General features: G+C 65.9%; 18 protein-coding genes. 9 read left to right on the plus strand and 9 right to left on the minus strand.

Translation table 11 applies throughout. The features are described from left to right. Positions 1-7 precede the first annotated feature (7 nt). Together FPP74_RS04330 and FPP74_RS04335 are read left to right on the plus strand one after the other, a co-directional pair. Positions 8-1171, plus strand: coding sequence for an NRAMP family divalent metal transporter (locus FPP74_RS04330; protein ID WP_186439386.1), 1164 nt, complete (start codon positions 8-10; stop codon positions 1169-1171). Then, positions 1162-1950 (plus strand): putative hydro-lyase, encoded by a 789-nt coding sequence (locus tag FPP74_RS04335; protein ID WP_370511789.1) that lies wholly within the window; start codon positions 1162-1164, stop codon positions 1948-1950. Before FPP74_RS04330 ends, FPP74_RS04335 begins: the two co-directional genes overlap by 10 nt. Before the next feature lie 6 nt (positions 1951-1956). Here FPP74_RS04335 and FPP74_RS04340 read toward each other — a convergent pair whose 3' ends face one another. The 4 genes from FPP74_RS04340 to FPP74_RS04355 form a co-directional block, all read right to left on the minus strand. Next, entirely contained in the window at positions 1957-3705 is a 1749-nt protein-coding gene (locus tag FPP74_RS04340) for a biotin carboxylase N-terminal domain-containing protein (protein ID WP_144717245.1), read from the minus strand. After that, positions 3698-5254 carry an urea amidolyase family protein gene (locus FPP74_RS04345; protein WP_144717246.1) on the minus strand — a complete coding sequence of 519 codons (1557 nt, stop codon included), beginning with the start codon at positions 5252-5254 and terminating at the stop codon, positions 3698-3700. The genes FPP74_RS04340 and FPP74_RS04345 overlap by 8 nt, the downstream gene beginning before the upstream one ends. After that, positions 5251-6021, minus strand: coding sequence for a LamB/YcsF family protein (locus tag FPP74_RS04350; protein ID WP_095535722.1), 771 nt, complete (start codon positions 6019-6021; stop codon positions 5251-5253). The genes FPP74_RS04345 and FPP74_RS04350 overlap by 4 nt, the downstream gene beginning before the upstream one ends. Positions 6022-6149: 128 nt before the next feature. Further along, positions 6150-6791: a GntR family transcriptional regulator gene (locus FPP74_RS04355; protein WP_095545963.1), complete on the minus strand. Its 642-nt coding sequence runs from the start codon at positions 6789-6791 to the stop codon at positions 6150-6152. Positions 6792-6982: 191 nt separating this feature from the next. Here FPP74_RS04355 and FPP74_RS04360 point away from each other — a divergent pair, with 191 nt between their 5' ends. Continuing rightward, on the plus strand, positions 6983-7309 hold the full coding sequence (locus FPP74_RS04360) for a putative quinol monooxygenase (protein WP_095276950.1): 327 nt from the start codon (positions 6983-6985) through the stop codon (positions 7307-7309). Between the two features lie 47 nt (positions 7310-7356). Further along, positions 7357-8238, plus strand: a complete 882-nt coding sequence (gene ppk2 / locus FPP74_RS04365; RefSeq protein WP_095537708.1) for a polyphosphate kinase 2 — start codon at positions 7357-7359, stop codon at positions 8236-8238. Positions 8239-8240: 2 nt separating this feature from the next. On the opposite strand, the gene FPP74_RS04370 is transcribed toward ppk2, so the two are convergent. Beyond that, on the minus strand, positions 8241-8804 hold the full coding sequence (locus FPP74_RS04370; protein WP_095535719.1) for a DNA-3-methyladenine glycosylase: 564 nt from the start codon (positions 8802-8804) through the stop codon (positions 8241-8243). Further along, positions 8801-9595, minus strand: coding sequence for an HAD family hydrolase (locus FPP74_RS04375; RefSeq protein WP_144717247.1), 795 nt, complete (start codon positions 9593-9595; stop codon positions 8801-8803). Before FPP74_RS04375 ends, FPP74_RS04370 begins: the two co-directional genes overlap by 4 nt. Before the next feature lie 62 nt (positions 9596-9657). Between FPP74_RS04375 and FPP74_RS04380 the strand changes: the two genes are divergently transcribed. After that, positions 9658-10659: a 3-hydroxyisobutyryl-CoA hydrolase gene (locus FPP74_RS04380; protein ID WP_144717248.1), complete on the plus strand. Its 1002-nt coding sequence runs from the start codon at positions 9658-9660 to the stop codon at positions 10657-10659. Positions 10660-10665: 6 nt separating this feature from the next. Here FPP74_RS04380 and FPP74_RS04385 read toward each other — a convergent pair whose 3' ends face one another. Next, complete coding sequence (locus FPP74_RS04385; RefSeq protein ID WP_095276937.1) at positions 10666-10851, minus strand: hypothetical protein; 186 nt, start codon at positions 10849-10851, stop codon at positions 10666-10668. Positions 10852-11128: 277 nt separating this feature from the next. Here FPP74_RS04385 and FPP74_RS04390 point away from each other — a divergent pair, with 277 nt between their 5' ends. Together FPP74_RS04390 and FPP74_RS04395 are read left to right on the plus strand one after the other, a co-directional pair. Continuing rightward, complete coding sequence (locus FPP74_RS04390) at positions 11129-12580, plus strand: glyceraldehyde-3-phosphate dehydrogenase (RefSeq protein WP_095537704.1); 1452 nt, start codon at positions 11129-11131, stop codon at positions 12578-12580. A gap of 8 nt (positions 12581-12588) precedes the next feature. Then, on the plus strand, positions 12589-13029 hold the full coding sequence (locus tag FPP74_RS04395) for a hypothetical protein (protein WP_144717249.1): 441 nt from the start codon (positions 12589-12591) through the stop codon (positions 13027-13029). Here the strand turns inward: FPP74_RS04395 and FPP74_RS04400 are convergent. Then, positions 13007-14125, minus strand: coding sequence for a glycosyltransferase family 1 protein (locus tag FPP74_RS04400; RefSeq protein ID WP_144717250.1), 1119 nt, complete (start codon positions 14123-14125; stop codon positions 13007-13009). The genes FPP74_RS04395 and FPP74_RS04400 overlap by 23 nt on opposite strands. Before the next feature lie 4 nt (positions 14126-14129). Beyond that, positions 14130-15326 (minus strand): NAD-dependent epimerase/dehydratase family protein, encoded by a 1197-nt coding sequence (locus FPP74_RS04405; protein ID WP_144717251.1) that lies wholly within the window; start codon positions 15324-15326, stop codon positions 14130-14132. Positions 15327-15621: 295 nt separating this feature from the next. Between FPP74_RS04405 and FPP74_RS04410 the strand changes: the two genes are divergently transcribed. Together FPP74_RS04410 and FPP74_RS04415 are read left to right on the plus strand one after the other, a co-directional pair. Continuing rightward, complete coding sequence (locus tag FPP74_RS04410) at positions 15622-18942, plus strand: YPDG domain-containing protein (protein WP_186439379.1); 3321 nt, start codon at positions 15622-15624, stop codon at positions 18940-18942. 12 nt (positions 18943-18954) lie between these two features. Beyond that, complete coding sequence (locus FPP74_RS04415) at positions 18955-21270, plus strand: hypothetical protein (protein WP_144717253.1); 2316 nt, start codon at positions 18955-18957, stop codon at positions 21268-21270. Positions 21271-21305 lie beyond the last annotated feature (35 nt).

A 21305-nucleotide genomic window follows, 5' to 3' on the forward strand; every position in this document is an offset into this window, starting at 1 on the left:
CGGCGCGATGGTCGGCGCCGTCTTCCTCATGGCGACCTCGTCCATCGGCCCCGGGTTCCTCACCCAAACCTCGGTCTTTACCGTCCAGATGGGCGCAGCACTCGGCTTTGCCATCCTGTTGTCCATCATCGTGGACATTGCGATCCAGCTCAACGTGTGGCGCGTCCTGGGCATCTCCGGGCTGCGCGCCAACGAGCTGGGCAACATCGTGCTGCCTGGCCTGGGCTGGTTCATGGCGGCGCTGGTGTTCATCGGCGGGCTGGTCTTCAACATCGGCAACATCGCGGGCACCGGCCTGGGCGTGAACGCCATGCTGGGGCTGGACCCGAAGATCGGCGGCGGCATCTCCGCGGCGATCGCCGTCCTCGTCTTCCTGTCCAAGCGCGCCGGCGTGGCGCTGGATCGCATCGTGGTGGTGCTCGGCGCCATCATGATCCTGCTCATGCTCTACGTGGCGATCGTCTCGCAGCCGCCGGTGGGGGAGGCGCTGAAGCAGACTGTTCTGCCCGAGCGCGTCGACTTCCTCACCATCACCACCCTGATCGGCGGCACCGTCGGCGGCTACATCACCTTCGCCGGCGTCCACCGCCTCATTGACTCCGGTAACTCGGGCTTGGAAAACATCAAGCAAATCACGAGCTCTTCGGTGCTGGGCATCATCGTCATTGGCATCATGCGCGTGCTGCTCTTCCTCGCCGTGCTCGGCGTGGTGGCCACCGGCGTGGCGCTGTCCGAGGACAACACCGCGGCGGACGCCTTCTACCAGGCGGCCGGCGAGTTCGGCCTCCGCGCGTTCGGCCTCGTCCTCTTCGCGGCCGGGCTGTCCTCGGTGATCGGCTGCTCCTACACCTCGGTCTCCTTCGTCACCACGCAGCAGACCTCGGAGCGCACCCGCAACCTGCTTACCGTCTCCTTCATCGTGGTGTGCGCGGTGGCGTACCTGCTCATGGGCGCCGCGCCGCAGATGCTGCTCATCTTCGCGGGCGCGTTTAACGGCATCATCCTGCCGATCGGCTTCGCCGTGGTGATGTGGGCCGCGTGGCGCCGCCCGGACCTGCTCAAGGGGTACCAGTACCCGAAGTCGCTGCTCATCATCGGCTTCGTTGTGCTGCTCGGCTCCATCGTCCTGGGCGTGATGTCCCTGACGAAGCTGGGCGCGCTGTGGGCATAAACCCGGCAGCCATGACTCCGGCGGAGGCGCGCGCCTACTTCCGCGAGCACAACGTCACCACGACCGCAGGCTTCGCGCCGGGCAACGTGCAGGCCAACCTGATCGCAGTGGACAAGCAGCACGCCTTCGATTTCCTGTTGTTCGCGCAGCGCAACCCGAAGCCGTGCCCCGTCATTGGCGTCCTCGAGCCCGGCCAGGTCAGCTCACACCTCATGGAGGGCGGCGACATCCGCACGGACATCCCCGCCTACCGCATCTACCGTCACGGCGAGCTCGCCGAGGAAACCACCGACGCTACCGCCTCTTGGGGCGAGGACATGGTCGGCTTCCTCATTGGTTGTTCGTTCACGTTTGAGCGGGCGCTTCTCGACGCCCACGTCCCCGTCGCCCACATCGCCCAGGGCCGCAACGTGCCCATGTACCGCACGAGCCTGCAGTGCGAGCCCGCCGGCGTATTCGCGGGCCCCATGGTGGTGTCCATGCGCCCGATCCCGGCCGGCCAGGTCGCAGACGCGGTGCGCATCACCTCGCGCTACCCAGCGGTGCACGGCGCGCCCGTGCACGTGGGCGACCCCTCCCTGATCGGCATCGAGGACCTCGGGCAGCCCGACTTCGGCGACGCCATCGACATCCCGGCGGGCGCCGTCCCCGTGTTCTGGGCGTGCGGGGTGACCCCGCAGTCCATCGTCATGCACTCGAGGCCGGACCTGGCCATCTGCCACTCGCCGGGCAAGATGCTCATCACGGACGTGCACGACGCCGAGTACCAGGTGCCCTAGCGTCCCCTAGGAAATCGTGGCGATCGTCGCGTTCGCCTTCACGCGCTCGCCCGCGGCCGCCGCCAGGGAGATCTGGCCGTCGCGGGTAGCCTTCACGCTGGACTCCATCTTCATTGCCTCGATGGTGGCCACGGCGTCGCCCTTGGACACCACGTCGCCGTCGGCAACGAGCCACTCGACGATGGTCGCCTCGTACTTCACCGTGACTGCGCCAGCGGCATCAGCGGTACCGGGAGCAGGCTCGGCGTCGCCGCCCGCAGCTCCGCCGCCGGAGAGCAGCGCGACCGGCACGCCGACGGTGTGAAGTTTGCCGTCGATTTCGATGACCAGGGACGTGCGATCGTCGTAAATGTGCTCAATGTCCTCCACCTCGTGCTGCGCCGAGGGCGAGTAGTTGTGGTCGACCCAGTCGGTGTAGACGTCGAGCGAGTCGCCCGTGAGCTCCGGCGCGGTGATCATGTCGCGGTGGAACGGCAGGACGGTGCGCACGCCGCCGATGGAGAACTCCTTGAGCGCCTGCTCGGCGCGGCACATCGCGGTCCCGCGGTCCGGGCCCCAGACGACGAGCTTGCCCATCAGCGAGTCGTAGTAGGCGGGGATGGTCCACCCGGTCATCACGCCGGAGTCGACGCGGATGCCGGGGCCGGTGGGCAGGTCGAAGCGGGTGATCGTGCCGGGGGAGGGGGCGAAGCCGTTGGTGATGTCCTCGGCGTTGATGCGGAACTCGAAGGCGTGGCCGTTGACCTCGGGGTCCTTCCCGGCGAAGGAGAGGGGCAGGCCCGCGGCGACGCGGAACTGCTCGGCGATGATGTCCACGCCGGTGACCTGCTCGGTAATGGGGTGCTCCACCTGCACGCGGGTGTTGACCTCCAGGAAGGATACCGTGCCGTCCTCGGAGACGATGTATTCCACCGTGCCCGCGGACTGGTAGCCGGCCTGCTGGCAGATGGCGCGTGCGCCCTCCTCGATGGCGGCGCGCTGCTCGTCGGTGAGGAACGGCGCCGGTGCCTCCTCGATGAGCTTCTGGAAGCGGCGCTGGGTGGAGCAGTCGCGGGTGCTCAAGACGGCGACGTTGCCGTGGGCGTCGGCAAGCACCTGCGCCTCGACGTGGCGCGGGTGGACGAGGAACTTCTCCACGTAGCACTCGCCGCGCCCGAACGCCTCTTTCGCCTCGCGGCCCGCGGAGGCAAAGCCCTCCTCGATGTCGGCCTCGTCGAAAACGACCTTCAGGCCGCGCCCGCCGCCGCCGAACGCCGCCTTGATGGCGATGGGCATGCCGTGCTCGGTGGCAAAGTCGCGCGCCTCTTCCCAGGTCTCCAGCGGCTCCCCGGTGCCGGGGGCGAGCGGCGCGCCGACCTTGACGGCGAGCGCGCGGGCGGACAGCTTGTCGCCCAGCAGCTCGATAGCCTCCGGCGGCGGGCCGACCCAGCGCAGGCCCGCTTCCTCGACGGTGCGGGCGAAGTCGGCGTTTTCGGACAGGAAGCCGTACCCGGGGTGCAGGCAGTCCGCGCCGGCGCGGTGAGCGATGTCGATCAGCGCCGGGATGTTCATGTACGTCTCCGCCGAGGTCTTGCCCGGCAGGAGGTAGGCCTCGTCCGCCACCTGGGTGTGCAGCGCGCCGGTGTCCGGCTCGGAGTAGACGGCGATGGAGCGGATGCCCAGGTCGCGGGCGGTGCGCGCGATGCGCACGGCGATCTCTCCGCGGTTGGCAATTAGGACGGCGGTAAGCGGCTGGTGCGGGGTGGCGTTAGTCATTCTTTTCCTCAAACAGTTCGAAGCGGATGGTGCCCCCGGGCGGGAGCTGGGTGGCAATGTCGACGTCCTCGTTGATCACCGTGGCGATGACCGGGTAGCCGCCGGTGACGGCGTGGTCGCGCAGGAACACGACGGGCTGGCCCGACGGCGGGATCTGCACGGAACCGGCGACCATGCCCTCGGAGGGCAGCTCCTCGGTGCGCGCCCGCTCGAGGCCTTGCTCGGAGTCCAGCCTCAGGCCGACGCGGTTGGATTCCGCGGTGACGGTGTAGGTGGTGGAGAGGAACTGCTCGATCGCCGCGGGGCTGAACCAGTCGTCGCGCGGCCCGAGCACCACGCGGACGGTGCCCGTGGTGGTCGCGCCCTCCTTGCGCACGCGCAGTGGGTTGGACAGCAGCGCGTTCGCGGACTGGGGTCGCGTGAGCGACATGGCGATGGTGTCACCCGCGCGGATCGGATCGGGACCGAGCCCGGAGAGCATGTCTGTCGCGGCGGAGTCCAGCTCCGTGTCGGCGATGAGCCCGCCGCGCACCGCGATGTAGGTGCGCATCCCCAGGCGGGCGGGCGCCACGACGACCTCCGCGCCGGCGGGCACGATCGTCGGCGTGGCCAGCAGGGCGGGGCGGCCGCCTACCGTCACGTCCGCGTCGGCGCCAGTGACGCAGATGACCGTCTCAGCCAGCGCCGTCAGCGTCAGCCCGCCGATGTTCTCCAGCAGGGTGGCGTTGCGCTTGTTGCCCACCGCGGCGTTGGCGGTACGCGCGCTCGCCCGGTCCGCCGACCCGGACGTGGTCACGCCGAGGTTGCCGTTGCCCTGCCGGCCCAGGTCCTGGTAGAGGGTCTGCATGCCCGGGTCTTCCACGGAAAAGATGGGGCGGCGCGGCGGCGTGGCCAGGTGGTGGTGGCTCGTCTCGGTGGCGTCCTCGAGCGTGTCAACGGCGCGGTAGTGAACCCGGTCGCCGGGTGCGACGAGCGCCGGCGGGGTCGCGGCGGAGTCCCACATCGGGGTGTGCGTGGTGCCGATGAGCTGCCAACCGCCCGGTGAGGTGCGCGGGTAGACCGCGGAGAACTCGCCCGCCACGGCCACGGCGCCGGCGGGCACCTCGGTCCGCGGGGAAGTCAGTCGCGGCACGCTCAGTGCCCGCGCCGGGTCCTCCGGCACGCAGTAGGTAAAGCCGGGGGCGAACCCGCCGAAAGCCGCGACCCACTTCGTGGAGGTGTGCCACGCAATCAGCTCGTCCACGCTTATGTGCAGGGATTCGGCCAGGGAGGCGGTGTCGGCGCCGTCGTAAAGCACTGCGATCTCCACGTCGCGAGGTGCGCGCTGCTCGGCGGAGCTCGGGCTTATCGACGCCAACCTCCCCGCCGCCTCTCGCGTCGCCGTCGGGGAGTCGAAGGTGAGGAGCACGGTGCGGGCTGCGGCGATGACGTCGGTCTGGCGCGGCAGCGGGTTCGCTTTGAGGAAGGCGTGCCAGTTCATCACGGTGGTCAGGTCGGGCAGGTCCACCATGAGCCCGCGGGTGCCTACCGGGGTGATGCGTACGCTCATAGGAAGCTCGCGATCGTGATTCCGGACTGGCCGAGCCGCTCGACCACGCTGCGGGTGAGCTCGACGGAGCCGGGCGAATCGCCGTGGACACAGACAGACTCGGCCTGCACCTGCACCTCGGTGCCGTCGATGGCGGTCACGGAGCCGGTTGCGGCGACCTGCAGGACGCGCTGGGCGACCTGCTCGGGGTCGTGCATCACCGCGTTCGGCTCGCGGCGCGACACCAGCGTGCCGTCCGGGTTGTAGCCGCGGTCGGCGAAGGCCTCGCGGATCACGCGCAGCCCAGCGCGCTCCGCAATGTCGCAGGCCACGCCACCCGGGAGCAGCATGACGGGTAGGTCGCGGTCGAAGGCCTTGATGCCGTCAATGACCGCCTTGGCCTGCGCCTCGTGGTGCACGATCGCGTTGTAGAGGGCACCGTGGGGTTTGACGTAGCGCACCTGCAGGCCCTGGGCGCGGGCGAGCGCGTCGAGGGCGCCGATTTGGTACAGCGTTTCGCTGGCAAGCATGCCCGGCTCGTAGTCCACGAAGCGGCGGCCAAACGCGGCCGGATCGTGGTAGGCGATGTGGGCGCCGACCGAGACGCCGTGTTCCGCGGCGGCAGCCAGCGTGGCCGCGATGGTGTGGGGGTCGCCGGCGTGGAAGCCGGTGGCGACGTTGGCGCTCGACACCATGCCGAGCATGGCCGCATCGTCGGCGACGGGGTTGCCGGCCGTGGTTTCTCCCAGGTCGGCGTTGAGGTCAATGGTGGTGCTCACAGGCGGCATCCCTTCTCACAGCTGAAGCATTGAACGTGGGCGACGGAATGCATGGTGCGGCTCACACGAGGCGGGTGCTAGCTCGTGGGCCACAGGCAGATCCTGACACAGTTATACTCCGCCACGTATGCGGTGGGCTAAATCGGTTCGCCGTTGTTGATCTTGGCAATCAGCTCGTTGACCATCCGCCCCTGCTCTTCCAGCGATTCCTGCAGGTAATCGGACGCCTCCTGCCGGCGCTCCTCAAGCAGGAGCTCGACGAGATGCTCGTTGACGTCAATGAACTGGCGGTGAAACGTTGGCTGCTGCTGCACGATCGGCAGCGTGGCCAAGCGCAAGAAGGCGTCGAGCTGGTCCATCGTGTCGCCCAACGTCTTGGACCCCATCGCGGAGAGGACGACGTGGTGGAACGCCTGATTGATCGCGGAGACGAGGTCGTCATCGTTCTGTGCGATCGCCTCCCGTGCTTCCTCGTTGAGCAGGGTGAGCCGCTCGATGTCGAGGTGCTCGCCCCACAGCAACGCCGCGGGCTCGATGGCGGCGCGGGCGCGGTAGGTGTCCGTGACAAACTCGGGGGAGGGGGTGGCCAAAAATACGCCGCGGTTGGGAAGTCGCTCGCACAGCCCCTCCGACGTCAGCATGGCAAACGCCTCGCGCAGCGTGTTGCGCGAGACGCCGAAACGTTCGGCCAGCGCTACCTCGTTGAGCTTCTGGCCAGGCGAAAACTCGCCACGCGAGATGGCGCGGCGAACTTCGGCGGCAACATTTTGGGCAAGCATGGCATCCGGCTCGAGGTGGGGAAGAAGACAACATATTTACGGTACTCGCTACAGCCGGGTGGAGGAGGGGAAACTCCCCCTTTTATGCACCGGGCCGAGCGCGAGCGCGTACATTGCAGACAAGCGTAGCGCAGAGTTGTTGAACAATTGGCGCGCAACCCCATCCGCCAAGTCCGGGTACGGTGGTCCACATGATTTTGATTAACGTACGATTCAAGCCGCTTGATGAGCACGTAGAGAACTTCCGCGAGGTCGTGTCGGAGTTCACCAACGCCAGCCGCGCCGAGGACGGCTGCCTCTTCTTCAACTGGTACCGCTCCGAGGATGACCCGAAGGAGTACCTGCTCGTTGAGGCGTTCAAGGACGACGCCGCTGAGGCGCACGTCAACTCGCAGCACTTCAAGGACGCCCAGGAGCTGTTCCCGAAGGTCCTGAAGGAGACCCCGACCATCATCAACACGCTCATCGAGGGCAAGACCGAGTGGGACGAGATGGCGGAGTTCAAGGTCAACCGCTAGGTTGAGCATTTTGCTCGGCAGCTTTCATCCTGGGTACGGTGAAAGACATGAGCGAAGAACATGCGGCGAAGAAGCCGCCGAAGCTTTCCAAAAAGGCGTACGAGCAGGAGCTCGTGCGACTCCAGGCGGAGCTTGTGCAGATGCAGCAATGGGTCGTGCGCACCGGCGCGCGCCTCGTCATCGTGATGGAGGGGCGCGACGCTGCCGGAAAGGGGTCCGCGATCAAGCGAATCACCCAGTATCTCAACCCGCGCACGTGCCGTATCGAGGCGCTGCCAAAGCCGACCGAGCGTGAGCAGGGGCAGTGGTACTTCCAGCGCTACGTCGAGCGGCTCCCAGCAGCGGGCGAGATCGTGATTTTTGATCGCTCCTGGTACAACCGCGCCGGCGTCGAGCGCGTGATGGGCTTCTGCTCCTCGCAGGAGTACCGCCGCTTCCTCCACCAGGCCCCGATTTTCGAGCGTCTCCTGGTAGAAGACGGGATCATGCTGCGCAAGTACTGGTTCTCGGTGTCCGACGAGGAGCAATACAAGCGCTTCCAGTCCCGCAAGGAGGACCCGCTGCGCCAGTGGAAGCTCTCGCCAATGGACTTGGAGTCCATCACGCGCTGGGAGGATTACTCCCGCGCGAAGGACGAGATGTTCATCCACACCGACATCCCGTCCGCGCCCTGGTACACGGTGGAGAGCGAGGACAAGAAGCGCTCGCGCATCAACGTCATCTCGCACCTCCTTTCCACGGTGCCCTACGAGCACGTCGAGGTGGACCTGCCGGAGATTCCGGAGCGCCCGGAGATCACCGACTACGAGCGCCCCCCGCGCGAGGAGTTCCGCTACGTGCCGGACGCCGCCGCGAAGCTGGAGCAGCGCCGCGTTGAGTCGGAAAAGCCCGGCAAGAAGCACAAGAAGGGCAAAAAGAAGAAGAAGTAGCGTTACTGCTTCGGGTACCCGCGCGGCGTGGACACGGTGGGGTCGCGCGGGATCCAGAACCTGAGTGGGGCGTCCGCGTTTTTGCTAATACCAATGCGCGGCCCGGCCACCCATTCCGGCTCCGTCTCTCGCGGCGTGAGCTCAACTGGCGTCCCGTTGTCCGCGAGCTCGAGCCCCAGCGCCTGCCCTAAATTCCCTGGACCGCGCGCCAGATTTGCAAAGGGAATCCGGTTGCGATCAGGCCGCTGCCGTCGCTTCCGCGCCAGCGGCTCGCCCGCGATGACTTCGCCGCCGCGCATGAGACAGCCCTGCCCGTCGCCCTCCGGCGCGCAGACAATGTTGCCGTTGAGGTGGATCCCGTACGACAGGTAGACGTACAGCCGCCCGCCCGGCCCGAACATGGCGGCGTTGCGGGCGGTCTTCCCCCGGTGCGTGTGCGCGGCCGGGTCGCTCGCGCCCGTGTAGGCCTCCACCTCGGTCAGCCGCACCGTCACGCCGCGGTGCGTGATCAGGCACCCCAGCAACTGCGGGGCGACGAGGTCAGCGGGTTGTGCGAAGTCGATCATTTGGCCCATTGGGCAAGCTTATCGACGGCCGCGTGCTCCCCATTCGTCCCAATGACCTCATGCGCAATCGCCTTGAGGTCCGGGTGCGCGTTCCCCATCGCGACGGCGGTGCCGGCGGCCTGCAGCATGGAGAAGTCGTTGAGGTAATCGCCGATCGCGGCGGTGTCCTCCCGCGCGATGCCGAGGGTTGCCGCCAGCGCGGTGAGCGCCGCGCCCTTGGACGCGGCCGGCGGCATGATGTCCAGCCAGTGCTTGGAGCTCACGAGCGCCTCGAGCTCCGGCACCGTCTCCCGGACCCAGGGCAGGCCGTCCAACTCGGCGTCGCCGTCGACGAAGAGGGCGATTTTGACGATGCGGTGCGCGGGGGCGTCGGCAAGCGTGCTGACCCGCTCGTTGGCCAGGTAGTACTTGTCCACCTCGCGCTGCACCTCGGCGGGGGTGTCGGCGAGCGTGAAGGAGGCCTCGGGCGTGCACATGACGGGGTGGGCGGTGAAGGGGGCGTGCGGGAAGGCGTCGACAAAGCGGCGCACGGTGTCCTCCGGCATGGTGGTGGCGGACACGATCTCGCCCAGGTGCTGGACCACGGCTCCGTTTTCCGCAATAAAGGTGTCGGGCTCGTTGCGCGTGAACATGGCGCGCAGCGTGGCCAGCTGGCGGCCGGAGGCGGGGGCGACGGTGATGCCGGCGGCGCGCGCCCGGTCGAGCGTGTGCCAAAAGTGCTCGGGGATCGCCCCGCTGGGGGCGAGCAGCGTTCCGTCCATATCCAGGGCTACTAAGCGCGGGGCATTCATTCTTCACACCATACCCGCTGTCTCTACACCCGCACTCGCTGTGATGTGCAACACTAGGGAGTATGACTGAATCCTTGAACACCGAATTGCTCAACGTCGAAGTCCGCGGCACCACGGGCATCATCACGCTCAACCGGCCGAAGGCGCTGAACTCGCTCAACGGCGAGATGATCCACGGCATCTACACGGCGCTGCGCGCGTGGGAGGCAAACGACGCGATCACGCAGGTGATCGTCCGCTCGAGTTCCAAGCACTTCTGCTCGGGCGGCGACGTGAAGTACGCGCGCGAGGGCGTCCTCGCCGGAAAGGCCGAGGAGATCAGCGCGTTCTTCGCCGAGGAATACGAGATGAACAACTACATTGCCAACTACCCCAAGCCGTATATCGCGCTGGTCTCCGGCGTGGACATGGGCGGCGGCATGGGGATCTCGGCGCTCGGCTCGCACCTGGTGGTGCACAAGGACGCGTTCGCCTCCATGCCGGAGATGAACATCGGTTACATCACGGACGTGGGCCAATCCTGGAAGCTGCAGCACCTGCCGGCCCGCCCGTCGCTCGCACTCGGGAAGTTCCTTGGGCTGACCGGCTACCGCATGACTGCGGACGACATGCTCGCGCTCGGCCTGGCCTCGCACAAGGTGGAATCTTTTGAAGGGCTTGTAGAAAAGCTTATCGACGAAGGCGTCACCGCCCTCGACGCCCTCGCCCTCCCCGCCGGCGAGAGCGGGCTTGCCCGGTGGTACGAGCAGATCGAGGAGGTCTTCGCCGGATCGTGGGCCGAGATTGAGGGGCGCCTCGACGCCGCTGGCGAGTTCGGTGCCAAGGTCCGCGAACTTACCGCGCAGGCCTCGCCCTCCGCGCTCGTCGCCGCGGCCGAGCTTTTTCACGCCAACGCCAACCAAGACCTCGCTGGCTCCCTGGACAACGAGCGCGTGCTCGGCGAGCTGATGCGCGGAGAGCCGGACTTTGCGGAAGGTGTGCGCGCGGTGCTGGTGGATAAGGATCAGGCGCCGTCGTTCGCGCCCCAGCCTTCGCCGGAGAAGTACAGGGAGGTGCTGAAGTAGGGGAGGTTAAATCAGAAACGTCTCCACTGCGCGGACGATCGAGTCCCACAGGCCGATGACCGAGTAGCTCAGGTCGTCGAGGGAGGCCTGCCACGATACGGGGAGGATCTCCGTCGTCGGGGTGAAAAGGGCGTCGCGAAGGTCCTGCGCGCCGGAATGCATGTTGTAGTTCAGCTGCGAGCTCAAATCCATGGCAGACATGCTACGCCGAAGTAGCGGTGTTGGCACCGCAGGAACTCCCACCTCTGAGCGAAAGTACGAACCGGGGTGTGCGCGGAAACTGGCACCGAACCAATCAAAGGTGTGATGTGTGCGCCGGGGAATGTCTAGGTGACACGCGGTTTTCTTTAGGGCGAACTCTCGTCATCGCGCGCGGCCGGGCGCGCTAATATAGGGGAGCATGTGAGTCTTCGGAATGCCCCCGAACCGAACATGATTCGTACACCAACGACCGTATTTGAGGACTACAGTGACACAATCAACTACCCCCGCCGCTGACTGGAACCACAAGCTCACCCTCGCGCAGGAGATGCTCCCGCTGATCAGCCAGCTGCACCGCGAACACAACGCGGTCACGTCTATCTACGGCCGCCTGCTCCTGGGGGCCACGGACATCGACATCATCAAGGCGCACCGCTACGCGCGCCGCATCGTTGAGCGCGAACTGCCACTGGATGACACGCTGCCCATCCTGAAAGAACTGGTCAAGATGGACCTGGGTACCGCGTCGATCGACCTGGGTCGCCTGGCAAAGAACTACTCCCGCACGGATGGCAAGGATCTGCGCGAGTTCCTGGAAGAGGAGCTCGCCGAGGTCGTCGGGACCTCCTCGGAGCTGCAGGCTCGCGACGTTGTCCTGTACGGCTTCGGGCGCATCGGTCGTCTGCTCGCCCGCATCCTCATTTCCCGCGAGGCTGCCTACGGCGGCGTGCGTCTGCGTGCCGTCGTGGTGCGCAAGAAGGGCGAGGACGACATTGTGAAGCGCGCGTCCTTGCTGCGCCGCGACTCTGTCCACGGCGCGTTCGACGGCACGATCACCGTGGATAAGGAAAAGGAAATCATCTGGGCGAACGGCACCCCGATCCAGATGATCTACGCCAACGATCCGGCTGAGGTGGACTACACCGCCTACGGTATCAACGACGCGATTGTGGTGGACAACACCGGCGCGTGGCGCAACCGCGAGGGGCTGTCCAAGCACCTCGAGTCCAAGGGCGTGGACCGCGTCCTGCTCACCGCGCCGGGCAAGGGGGACATCCCGAACATTGTCTACGGCATCAACGAAGGCATGATTGGCGACGAAAAGGTGCTGTCCGCTGCGTCGTGCACCACGAACGGCATTACGCCGGTGCTCAAGGTGATCAATGACCGCTACGGGGTCAAGCACGGCCACGTCGAGACCGTGCACGCGTACACGAACGATCAGAACTTGGCGGACAACTTCCACAAGGGCGATCGCCGCGGCCGCGCCGCCGGGCTGAACATGGTGCTCACCGAGACGGGGGCCGCAAAGGCCGTGTCCAAGGCACTGCCGGAGTTCGAGGGCAAGCTGACGGGCAACGCCATCCGCGTGCCCACCCCGGATGTGTCGATGGCGGTGCTCAACCTGGATCTGGAGACCGAGGTGGAGAAGGAGGAGGTCAACAACTTCCTGCGTCGCGTGTCCACGGACTCCAACTTGCGCCAGCAGATCGACTACATCCAGTCGCCCGAGGTCGTCTCGACGGACCTGCTGGGCACGACGCACGCCTCCGTGGTGGACGGCCTGGCCACGATCGCCTCCGGCAATCACCTGGTGCTGTACGTCTGGTACGACAACGAGTACGGCTACTCCCACCAGGTGGTGCGCGTGGTGGAGGAGATCGCGGGTGTGCGCCCGAAGATCTACCCGGAGCGCAAGGCTCCGGAGAGCATCAAGTAACTATGGGCATGCGTCGTAAGTTCGCCGCCGTTGCCAGCGTGTTCGCGCTGGCCGGCTGCGGTGCGCACGGCACCGAAATGGGGTTGCAGGACGCCGCGCTCGCCGGAGACTTCACCGTCGCGGATGTGGCGGGGCCGGGAGTGGAGCGGGCGTACGTATTCTGCCCGTACTCGGACAAGGCCGAAGCGCAGCGCCTCGGCTTCAACCCAGACGACGTGCCCGGCATTGACGGCGATGTCCAGGCTTGGGAGACCGCCTCCGGCATCGGCGTGATCGCAGACGGCCGCGCAGACATCGAGTGGTTCGACCCGCGCAACGTTGATGCCTGTGGTCCGGGTGTGGCCCCTTACCAGGAATTTGATCCTTCGGCGAGGGTGCGGACAGCGACGGAATCCCGCGAATACGCGGGCGGGGAGACCGCTGAGGTCACCGTCCTGCGTTTCGAATAACCTCGTCGTAGTAATCGACCACCTGCTCTGAGGAAGCTCGCCACGTCCAGCGCTGCGCTTCCGCCCGGGCTGCGGTGGAAAGCTGGGTGCGCAATGCGTCGTCTTGGAGCACGCGCACAATTTCATCGGCCCACGTGGTTTCCGGCGCATCTGGATCCACAAGGATGCCAGTTTCGCCGTCGTCAATGACAAAGGGCAGGCCGCCGGCGTTGGCAGCCACGACCGGAAGGCCCGACGCGAAGGATTCAAGTGCGGCGAAGCCAAGCGTTTCGGTGGCGGAGGGGAACAACAAAACATCGCCGGAAGCGTAGGCGGCAGCGAGCTCGGCCCCCGAGAGGTAGCCGGTGAAGACGGCCCAGTCGGGAGCGCTGGAACGTACCTCGTCGTAAAGCGGGCCCTCGCCCACGAACGCGATACGCGCACCAGGAACTCGCTTGCGGACTTCCTCCATGATGGGGAAGCAGCGCTCGACGGATTTTTCCGCGGAGATACGGCCGACGAACATCACGAGCGGGCCGCCGCCCAGGCGCTCGCGCATTGACACTGAACGAGCCTCGGGGGTAAAGCGCTGCGTGTCGACGGCCTTCGGCCACAGTCGCACGTTAGGGATGCGATACTCAGCAGCTTTATCCATCATCGGACCGGATGTGACCAGATTGATTGCTGCACGGCCGTGGAACGTGCGAAGGCCCCACTTCGCAATGGGTTTGACCCACGGAATGCCCAGCTTGACGCAGTATTCCGGCACATCGGTGTGGAACGAGGCGAGCATGGGAAAAAAGCGCGAGATGACAAGCGATGACCAGCCAGCGGTCCAGATTGGGTTGACCGCGTGCACAATGTCGGGGTTGAACTCGCGGAGGCGACGAAACGCCTTCGGCCCGAGCATGCCGTGTTTGACCTCCGGGTAAACCTTCAGCGCCCGCGAGGGGATAGGCACGACCTCGAAGCCTGCATACTCCTTGGGAGGGGTGCCCGGTGCAAAGATGATGACTTCGTGCCCCATCTCTGCCAGCTGGTCGAGGTGGCGGGTGATGCGTGTGACCACCCCGTCGATTTTGGGCAGGAAGACCTCGCTGATAATCGCGATGCGCATGCGCTTACTGCTCGCCGGTGGGGACGCCGGCAGTCTGCTTCGCCGTCCACAGCGAGCGCGCCGGGATCTTCGAGCGGTCCGCCCGGTCGGCATACTTGCGCGCCACGTCCTCGACCTCGGTGAGCAGGCCCTCCGCCAGCTTGGTGGGCTCGAGCCCGAGCCCGATAAAGGTGTCGTTCTTCACGTGTAGTTCGTTCTCGGCGGATTCCTTGCGCGGGTTCGGCACCATCTGCACCTCGGCGCCAGAGAGCTTTGCGACGAGCTGCGCCAGGTCCCGCACGCGGTGCGTCTCCGTCATCTGGTTGAAGATCTTCACGCGGTCGCCCTTGGCAGGCGGGTTTTCCAGCGCAATCTGGATGCACTTGCACATGTCCTGGATGTGGATGAAGGCGCGCGTCTGCCCGCCGGTGCCGTGGACGGTGAGCGGGTAGCCCACGGCGGCCTGCATGAGGAAACGGTTGAGCACGGTGCCGTAGTCGCCGTCGTAGTCGAAGCGGTTGATGAGGCGCTCGTCGCGCTGCGTCTGCGCGGTGTGGGTGCCCCAGATGATGCCCTGGTGGAGGTCGGTGATGCGCAGCTCGTCGTTCTTGGCGTAGAAGGCGAAGATGCTCTGATCCAGCACCTTGGTCATGTGGTAGACCGACCCCGGGTTGGTGGGGTAGAGGATCTCCTGTTCCACGGTGGTGCCGTCCTCGGTGTCCACCTTGATGTCCAGGTAGCCCTCTGGGATCTCCATCCCGGCGGTGCCGTAGCCGTAGACGCCCATGGTGCCCAGGTGGACGACGTGCACGTCCAGCCCGGATTCCACGATGGCCACGAGCAGGTTGTGCGTCGCGTTGACGTTGTTATCCACCGTGTATCGCTTCGCCCGCGGCGTCTTCATGGAGTACGGCGCGGCGCGCTGCTCGGCGTAGTGAATCACTGCGTCCGGCTGGAACTCCTGGATAAAGGCGAGCAGCCCCTCGTAGTCCTGCGCGACGTCGAGATGGCGGAAGCCGATCGTGTGCCCGGAGATTTCGTTCCACGCCTGCAGGCGCTCCTCAATGGAAGCGATCGGGGTCAGGGAGGTCACGCCCAGTTCCTCGTCGATGGCGCGGCGTGACAGATTGTCCACAATCACCACGTCGTGGCCGAGGTCGGAGAGGTGCAACGAGGCCGGCCAGCCACAGAATCCATCCCCACCAAGAACCGCAATCTTCACTTCCGAACAACCTTTCCGTCAACACATGCAAAAGCTTGTCGACGCTGAGCGCGCCGACACCTCCGGTTCACGATACCCAGCACGCGCCTCCTTTGCTGAGTAAAACGACTCCGCTCGCGCAGAAGTTGGCCCGTGTTTCGCAAACGTGCAGTTTAGGCATATCTGTAGTTAAATTAATGGAGTTACCTGTGTTGCCCTCTAGGAAAGTCTAGGAATTGATATGGTGCGGGGTTTTCGGAGCCGTAATTTCGCCGTAGCAACAGTCGTTGCTTGTCTCGCGTCCGGTGTCGTCGCCGTGCCGCCCACCCTACTCCCGGTCGCGCACGCGGCCGATGTGCTTGATGAGGCAGCCGGGTTTGCGCTCTACGCCACGACCGATGACCAAAGCATCAACGCGCGGCGGAGCTGGGGCGGGCTTTTCAAACTCGAGGACGGCGACTATGAGTCGAAATCGGTCCGGTCCGTGCGCATGTACTTCCTGCCTGACCGGGTAGCGGACCCGAACTACCCAGCGCCAACGGGCCGCTATTCCAACGTGGATCGTTTCTTCCCCGCAGAGGAGAAATATCAGGTTCAGCTGAAGACGAACGGAAAGGTGACCGAGGACTTCGGCGCGGTGACGGGCTACGGGTTCGAGGACGCCCGCGGCTACAAATGGCTGGACATTACCCTGCCCAAGACAGTGACCATCGGCCAAGCGGAGGCGCTGTTCATCAGCAACGCGGCTGGCGCGGACACGTTGCCCTGGCGCGCATACAACTCATCCGTCGGCGCCCGCGGGTTTGCAGAGCCGCTCGACGCGCAGCCCGCCACCATCCACAGCAAGGTGGTGCGCGCCGACTCCGCCGAGCCGGCCGAGGGCGTCGAGGTCTCGCTTGTTGGCGCCGACGGCAAAACCCTCCAAACCCAAACCACCGACGCGGACGGTACCGTCACCTTCGCCGACGTGGAACCAGGCCGAACCTACACCATCAAGTCGGGCACGCTGGACGGGTACTTTGCCGAGCAGCCAGTTTCCCTCACCGTGGCGAGCGGCCAGGAATACACTCCGACCCCGATCGAGCTGACGCCCATCGGCGTGACGGGCCGCGTGATCGACGATCACCAGAATCCCGTCGAGGGCGTCCCCGTCTCCATCGGCGAGTTGGAAACCACCACGGACGCCAACGGAACGTTTACCCTCACCCACGTGCCGGAGGGGGAACAAAAAATCCGTGTCGGAGCCTCGACGCGCACGCTGCCTAAAAGCAGAGGCGTGAGGGTCGAGCCCACCGAGCGCAACCGGGCGGGGGACATCACCGTCGCCGCGCAACCGGGCGCGATTACCGGCAAAGTGGTCGATTCCTCCGGCACCCCCGTCGCCGGGGTAAAAGTAAGCGCCGACCAGGACGATACTGTCACCGTCGCCGTCACGGATCCAGACGGTTTTTTCCGGTTCCCTGACCTGGAGCCGGGCGCGTACGACATCTCTGTGTCCGCGACAGAAACGATCGAGGGCGGCGTGCACCAGAGAGTGCCCGTCGCTCCGGGCGAGACTGCGATTGCGGACATTTCGGTCAATCTGTTGCCCGGTGCGCTGTCCGGGGTGGTCGTCTCAGACCGCAAGACCCCGATAGCCGGAGCCACAGTGAAGGTGCACGCTGAGGAGGACCCGGCCCGGGCAGTTGCCGCGACCACGGACGACAAAGGGGCATTCCAGGCTGCGGGGCTCACCCCGGGAACCTACGTCGTCGACGTGGTTGCGGATGGTTATACAGCGCGCACCACGAGCGTAGTGGTTTCGCCCAATAAGACTGTGGCGCTCGAGGTCACGCTCGCACCAACGCCAACTCCGAAGCCAGCTCCCACGACGAAGAAGACCACACCGAAGAAGACCACACCGAAGAAGACCACACAGAAGACCACCACAAAGCCCAAGCCGACCCTCACCACGAAGAAGCCCGTACCCAAGCCGACCCCCACCACGAAGAAGCCCGCACCCAAGCCAACTCCCACCACGAAGAAGCCCGCACCCAAGCCCACGCTCGCACCGGTTGAGAACTTCGGCTGGGGCGACATCGAGGTCCGCCCGGGCGAGATCGAGATCGCAAACCCCCAAAAGTCCGCCGGCAGAGGCGTCGCCTTCGTCGTGGATGGGGTCACCCGCCAAGACGGGCAGCCGCTTCTCGACGCCACCTGGGTCACCGTCGACCAGAACGGCACCGTCGCAGCAGCCCCGCAGGCAAATGTCGCCCCGGGGAAGTACACGGCGGAGATCCGCAACTCCACCGGAGGGCACAACGTTGTGACCATCACGGTCGGGAAGCCGCAGTCTGAGGCTGCGCTGTACGACGTGTCCTACGAACCGCGCACCGTCCGCGCGGGGGAGCGGGCCAGCAGCCCGAAGCCGGCCGCGACCCGCACGATCACCCCGGAGAAGTACGGCTGGCAGCCGTTGCCGGCGGGCACCGGGTACCGCATCATTAAAAACCCGAACGCGACCGTCACCAGCGACGGCCGTGTGGAGCTGAAGGTGCCGAAGGACGCGAAACCCGGCAGCACCATCAAGGTGAAAGTCGCCATCACCTTCCCCGATGGGTCGAAGGACGAAGCGATCGTCCCGTTTGAAATCGTCGAGTCCCCGATCGCGGACCGCCTCGCACCGAGCTACGAGGCCGGAGTCCTGGTCGGGCCCGGGCAGCACACGATGATCACCGCGCATACCTCCAAAGGCGTGCCGGACGGTACCGAGTACGCGCTCGACGAGGACGCCGAACTTGGCGGGTGGGTCGTTGGCGTGAATCAGCGCACCGGCGTGCTCGACGTCACCGCCCCGTCGGCCGACGCCAAGCCGGTCAAGGTCCCGGTGAAGGTCCGCTTCCCGGACGGGTCGGAGCGCACCATCACTGCGAGGATCGGCGTGGCCACCGCAACGGCGCCGAAGCGCGGCACCACGCTGACCTACCCAGTAACCGTCGCCAATACGGGCCGCGCCGTCACCGCGAAGCCAAAGGGCTCCGTCCCCGAGGGCACCGTCTTCGTCCTCATGGACGACGCAGGCATGCGCGTCGACGTTGACCAGCGCACCGGCAAGGTCCGCGCCGATGTTCCCGCGAACGCGCCCGCCAACGCCACGTACACCGTCCGCGTTCGCGCCCAGTACCCGGACGGCACTACCGCGCTGCTCCCGCTAAAGGTCACCACCGATTCGCAAGCACGCCGTGACAGCAAGGACAGCAAGGACAGCAAGGGCACCGCGACCGCGCCGAAGGGGACCACCTTCGGTCTCTCTGAGAAGTTCAACGAGCCGGGGTGGTACGTGAGCGTCGATAAGCGCACCGGCAAGCTCTCGGTCGACGTGGACGACACCGTCACCAAGAAGAAGTCGGTGCAAGTTCCAGTGGTGGTCTCGTACCCGGACGGTTCGCAGCGGATCAAGAATGTCGAGGCCAACGCCCCGGCCCTGCAAACCGTGACCCCCACCCCGCAGGACGCGCCGTCGGGCGCATCGTCCGGGTACAGCTGGGTGCCCATCGTCCTCGGCCTCCTCGCCGCGATTGGCGGGGTGGGCTACGCCGCGTTCGTTAACCAAGACCACATTCGTCGGATGCTCTCACAGTTCGGGATCCGGATCTAAAAGGTGAATACCATGCATACTTCCCTGAAAACCGTTGCCATCGCCCTGTGCGCGTCCCTCACGCTCGGTGGCGTCGCCGTCCCGCAGGCCTCCGCAGCCACGGAGCAGCGAGAAATCTCCGTGCGCGTCCACGGCGAGACCCCCAACGCCGAGCAGGGGCGGATCGACGGCGAGGTCCGCAAGGACTCCCGCGCCCGGCTCGCCTACGTCCACCCTGCGGCCGCGGTGGGTATCCACGAGTTCACCGTGTACTCAAACATCTGGATCGATGGAAAGAACCTCGCACCCAACTGGGGCGCGTCAACCGACGTGCGCAAGGACGGCGGGGCGGACGTGATCACCTACACCTACACGGACGCCCGCTCGGACGTCGAGATCACGCGCACCTTCCGTATCTACGGGAACCGCATCGACGTCGACGTACGGGCGCGCAACGCGGGCAAGCAGCGCCGCCAGGTAGACATCGAGCTGGCCAACGAGCTGCAGAACCCCTACCAGGTGAGCGCCCGCGAGACGAAGGCGGACACCTACAAGGTGGGGCCGGAGTCCGAGGGGTACGACACCACCGTGTCCTTTACAGACCCGAACTTTTCCGGCACCCGCGAGCAGCTGACGCAGGAGCAGAGCAAGGGGATCGGCGAAGGGACGCCGAAACTCCAGGCCGGCGAGTGGATCGAGGTGCTGGATCCTGGCGAATCGGTGGAGGCGCGGGCGTCGGTAAGCGTGGCGGCGCAAGAGTCCGCGATTGACACGGACGGCGACGGGCTGCGCGACGAGTGGGAGCTCAAAGGCCTGAAGCTGGAGGACGGGACCGAACTGCCGATTCAGAAGTGGGGCGCCGATCCCGAGCGCCCGGACCTTTTCCTGCAGCTCAACTGGATGCAGGCAGAGTGGGAGACCCTGAACTGCGCACGCAAGGATGACTTCGCGCCGACGGTGAAGGAATTCGAGCAATTCGCCGGTTGCGCGACCGCCAACGTTAACTCGTACCGCCCTTCCACCTCGACCCTCCGCGACCTGGAGGACGTCTTTGCCAAGGAGGGCATCGCGCTGCACATCGACGCGGGCGAGACCTACCAGAGCGCCTCGCTCGCGGGCTACGAGGAGCCCCACGGCGGGAAGACCGAGCGCTTTGAGCAGTACTACTTCCAAGACAAGTCGCAAGCTCAGCGCCTGCTCGGCGAGCGCGATCGCCTGCTTGGGCCCCGCAAGGCCGTGTTCCGCCTTGGCATCATCGGCGACAAGATGGCGGAGGGGAACCGTTCCTCCGGCGTCGCGCTCGTCCGCGATTCCGCCTTCTACATTGCGGACCACAAGGACATGACCACGCAGGAGCAGCTGCGCAACACGATCTTCCACGAGTTTGGACATACGCTGGGCCTGGGGCACTCAGGGCCCGAGGTGCCCGACAACCCGCTCTCGGGGGACGTGTACGTGCCGGAGTACAAGTCCGTGATGAACTACCTGTACCAGTTCAGCTACTTCGACTACGCCAAGGAGCCGACCGACGCGAGGGTAAACGCCTGCGTCAAGGGCGGCGGGTGCGGTGAGCAGTCCGTGACCATCCCCGCTGACTGGTCCAACCTGGACCTGCCCGGCTTCAACATCGGCCAGGGAAATGTGACGACGGGCTCCGGGCAGCTTGACGACGACGACCAGTCCGAAAAAACTCCCCGCAAGCTGGCAGAAAACGCCGCCGTTGCCAACGTGGGCAAGGCCGGCTTCCAGATGGACACCACTGCAAGCGGCGACAACGGCATCGTGACCGCCAGCGAAGAGAACTTCGCTACGGGCACCATCAGCAACCTTGGCGCCGACGCGGAGCGGTTCACCCTGGTGGCCAACTACCCGGGCGGGCAGCGCTACACCGAGGAGATCACGCTCGCCGGGATCAAGGACAAGCGCTCGGAGCGCGAGGTGAGGATTCCGATCCGCAACGCGAACAGCATCAGTGGCCCGACCCTGCCGGTCAACGTGCAGATTTTCAACCACTCGGGCGAGAGCGTCTTCACCGACCGCTACGAGCTCTCGGTGCTGGACTACACCGCTGAGGAGGCGGAGCGCGTGCTCAACGACGTGCTCAAGTCCGACGCCTCGCCGCAGGTGAAACGGATGGCCAAATCCAAGCTGGACGGCGTGACAGATCGCGCCCCGGCAGCGGCCACGAAACTGAACACGAAGACGCCGACGGAGAAGCAGGCGGAGAAGCCGGCCCGGCAGCAGGAGGAGCCCGTTTCTGCAGTTGCGATCGTAGTCGCCGTGCTGCTTGCACTCGGCGGAATTGCCGCTGCAGGGGCCGGGTGGGCGCTGAGTCAGGGGCTCATCTAGCGCCAAGTGTGGTAAAAATCACTAAAAATAATGCG

The sequence above is a fragment of the Corynebacterium sp. NML180780 genome, assembly GCF_007786415.1.
GTDB classification, from domain to species: Bacteria; Actinomycetota; Actinomycetes; order Mycobacteriales; family Mycobacteriaceae; genus Corynebacterium; species Corynebacterium gottingense.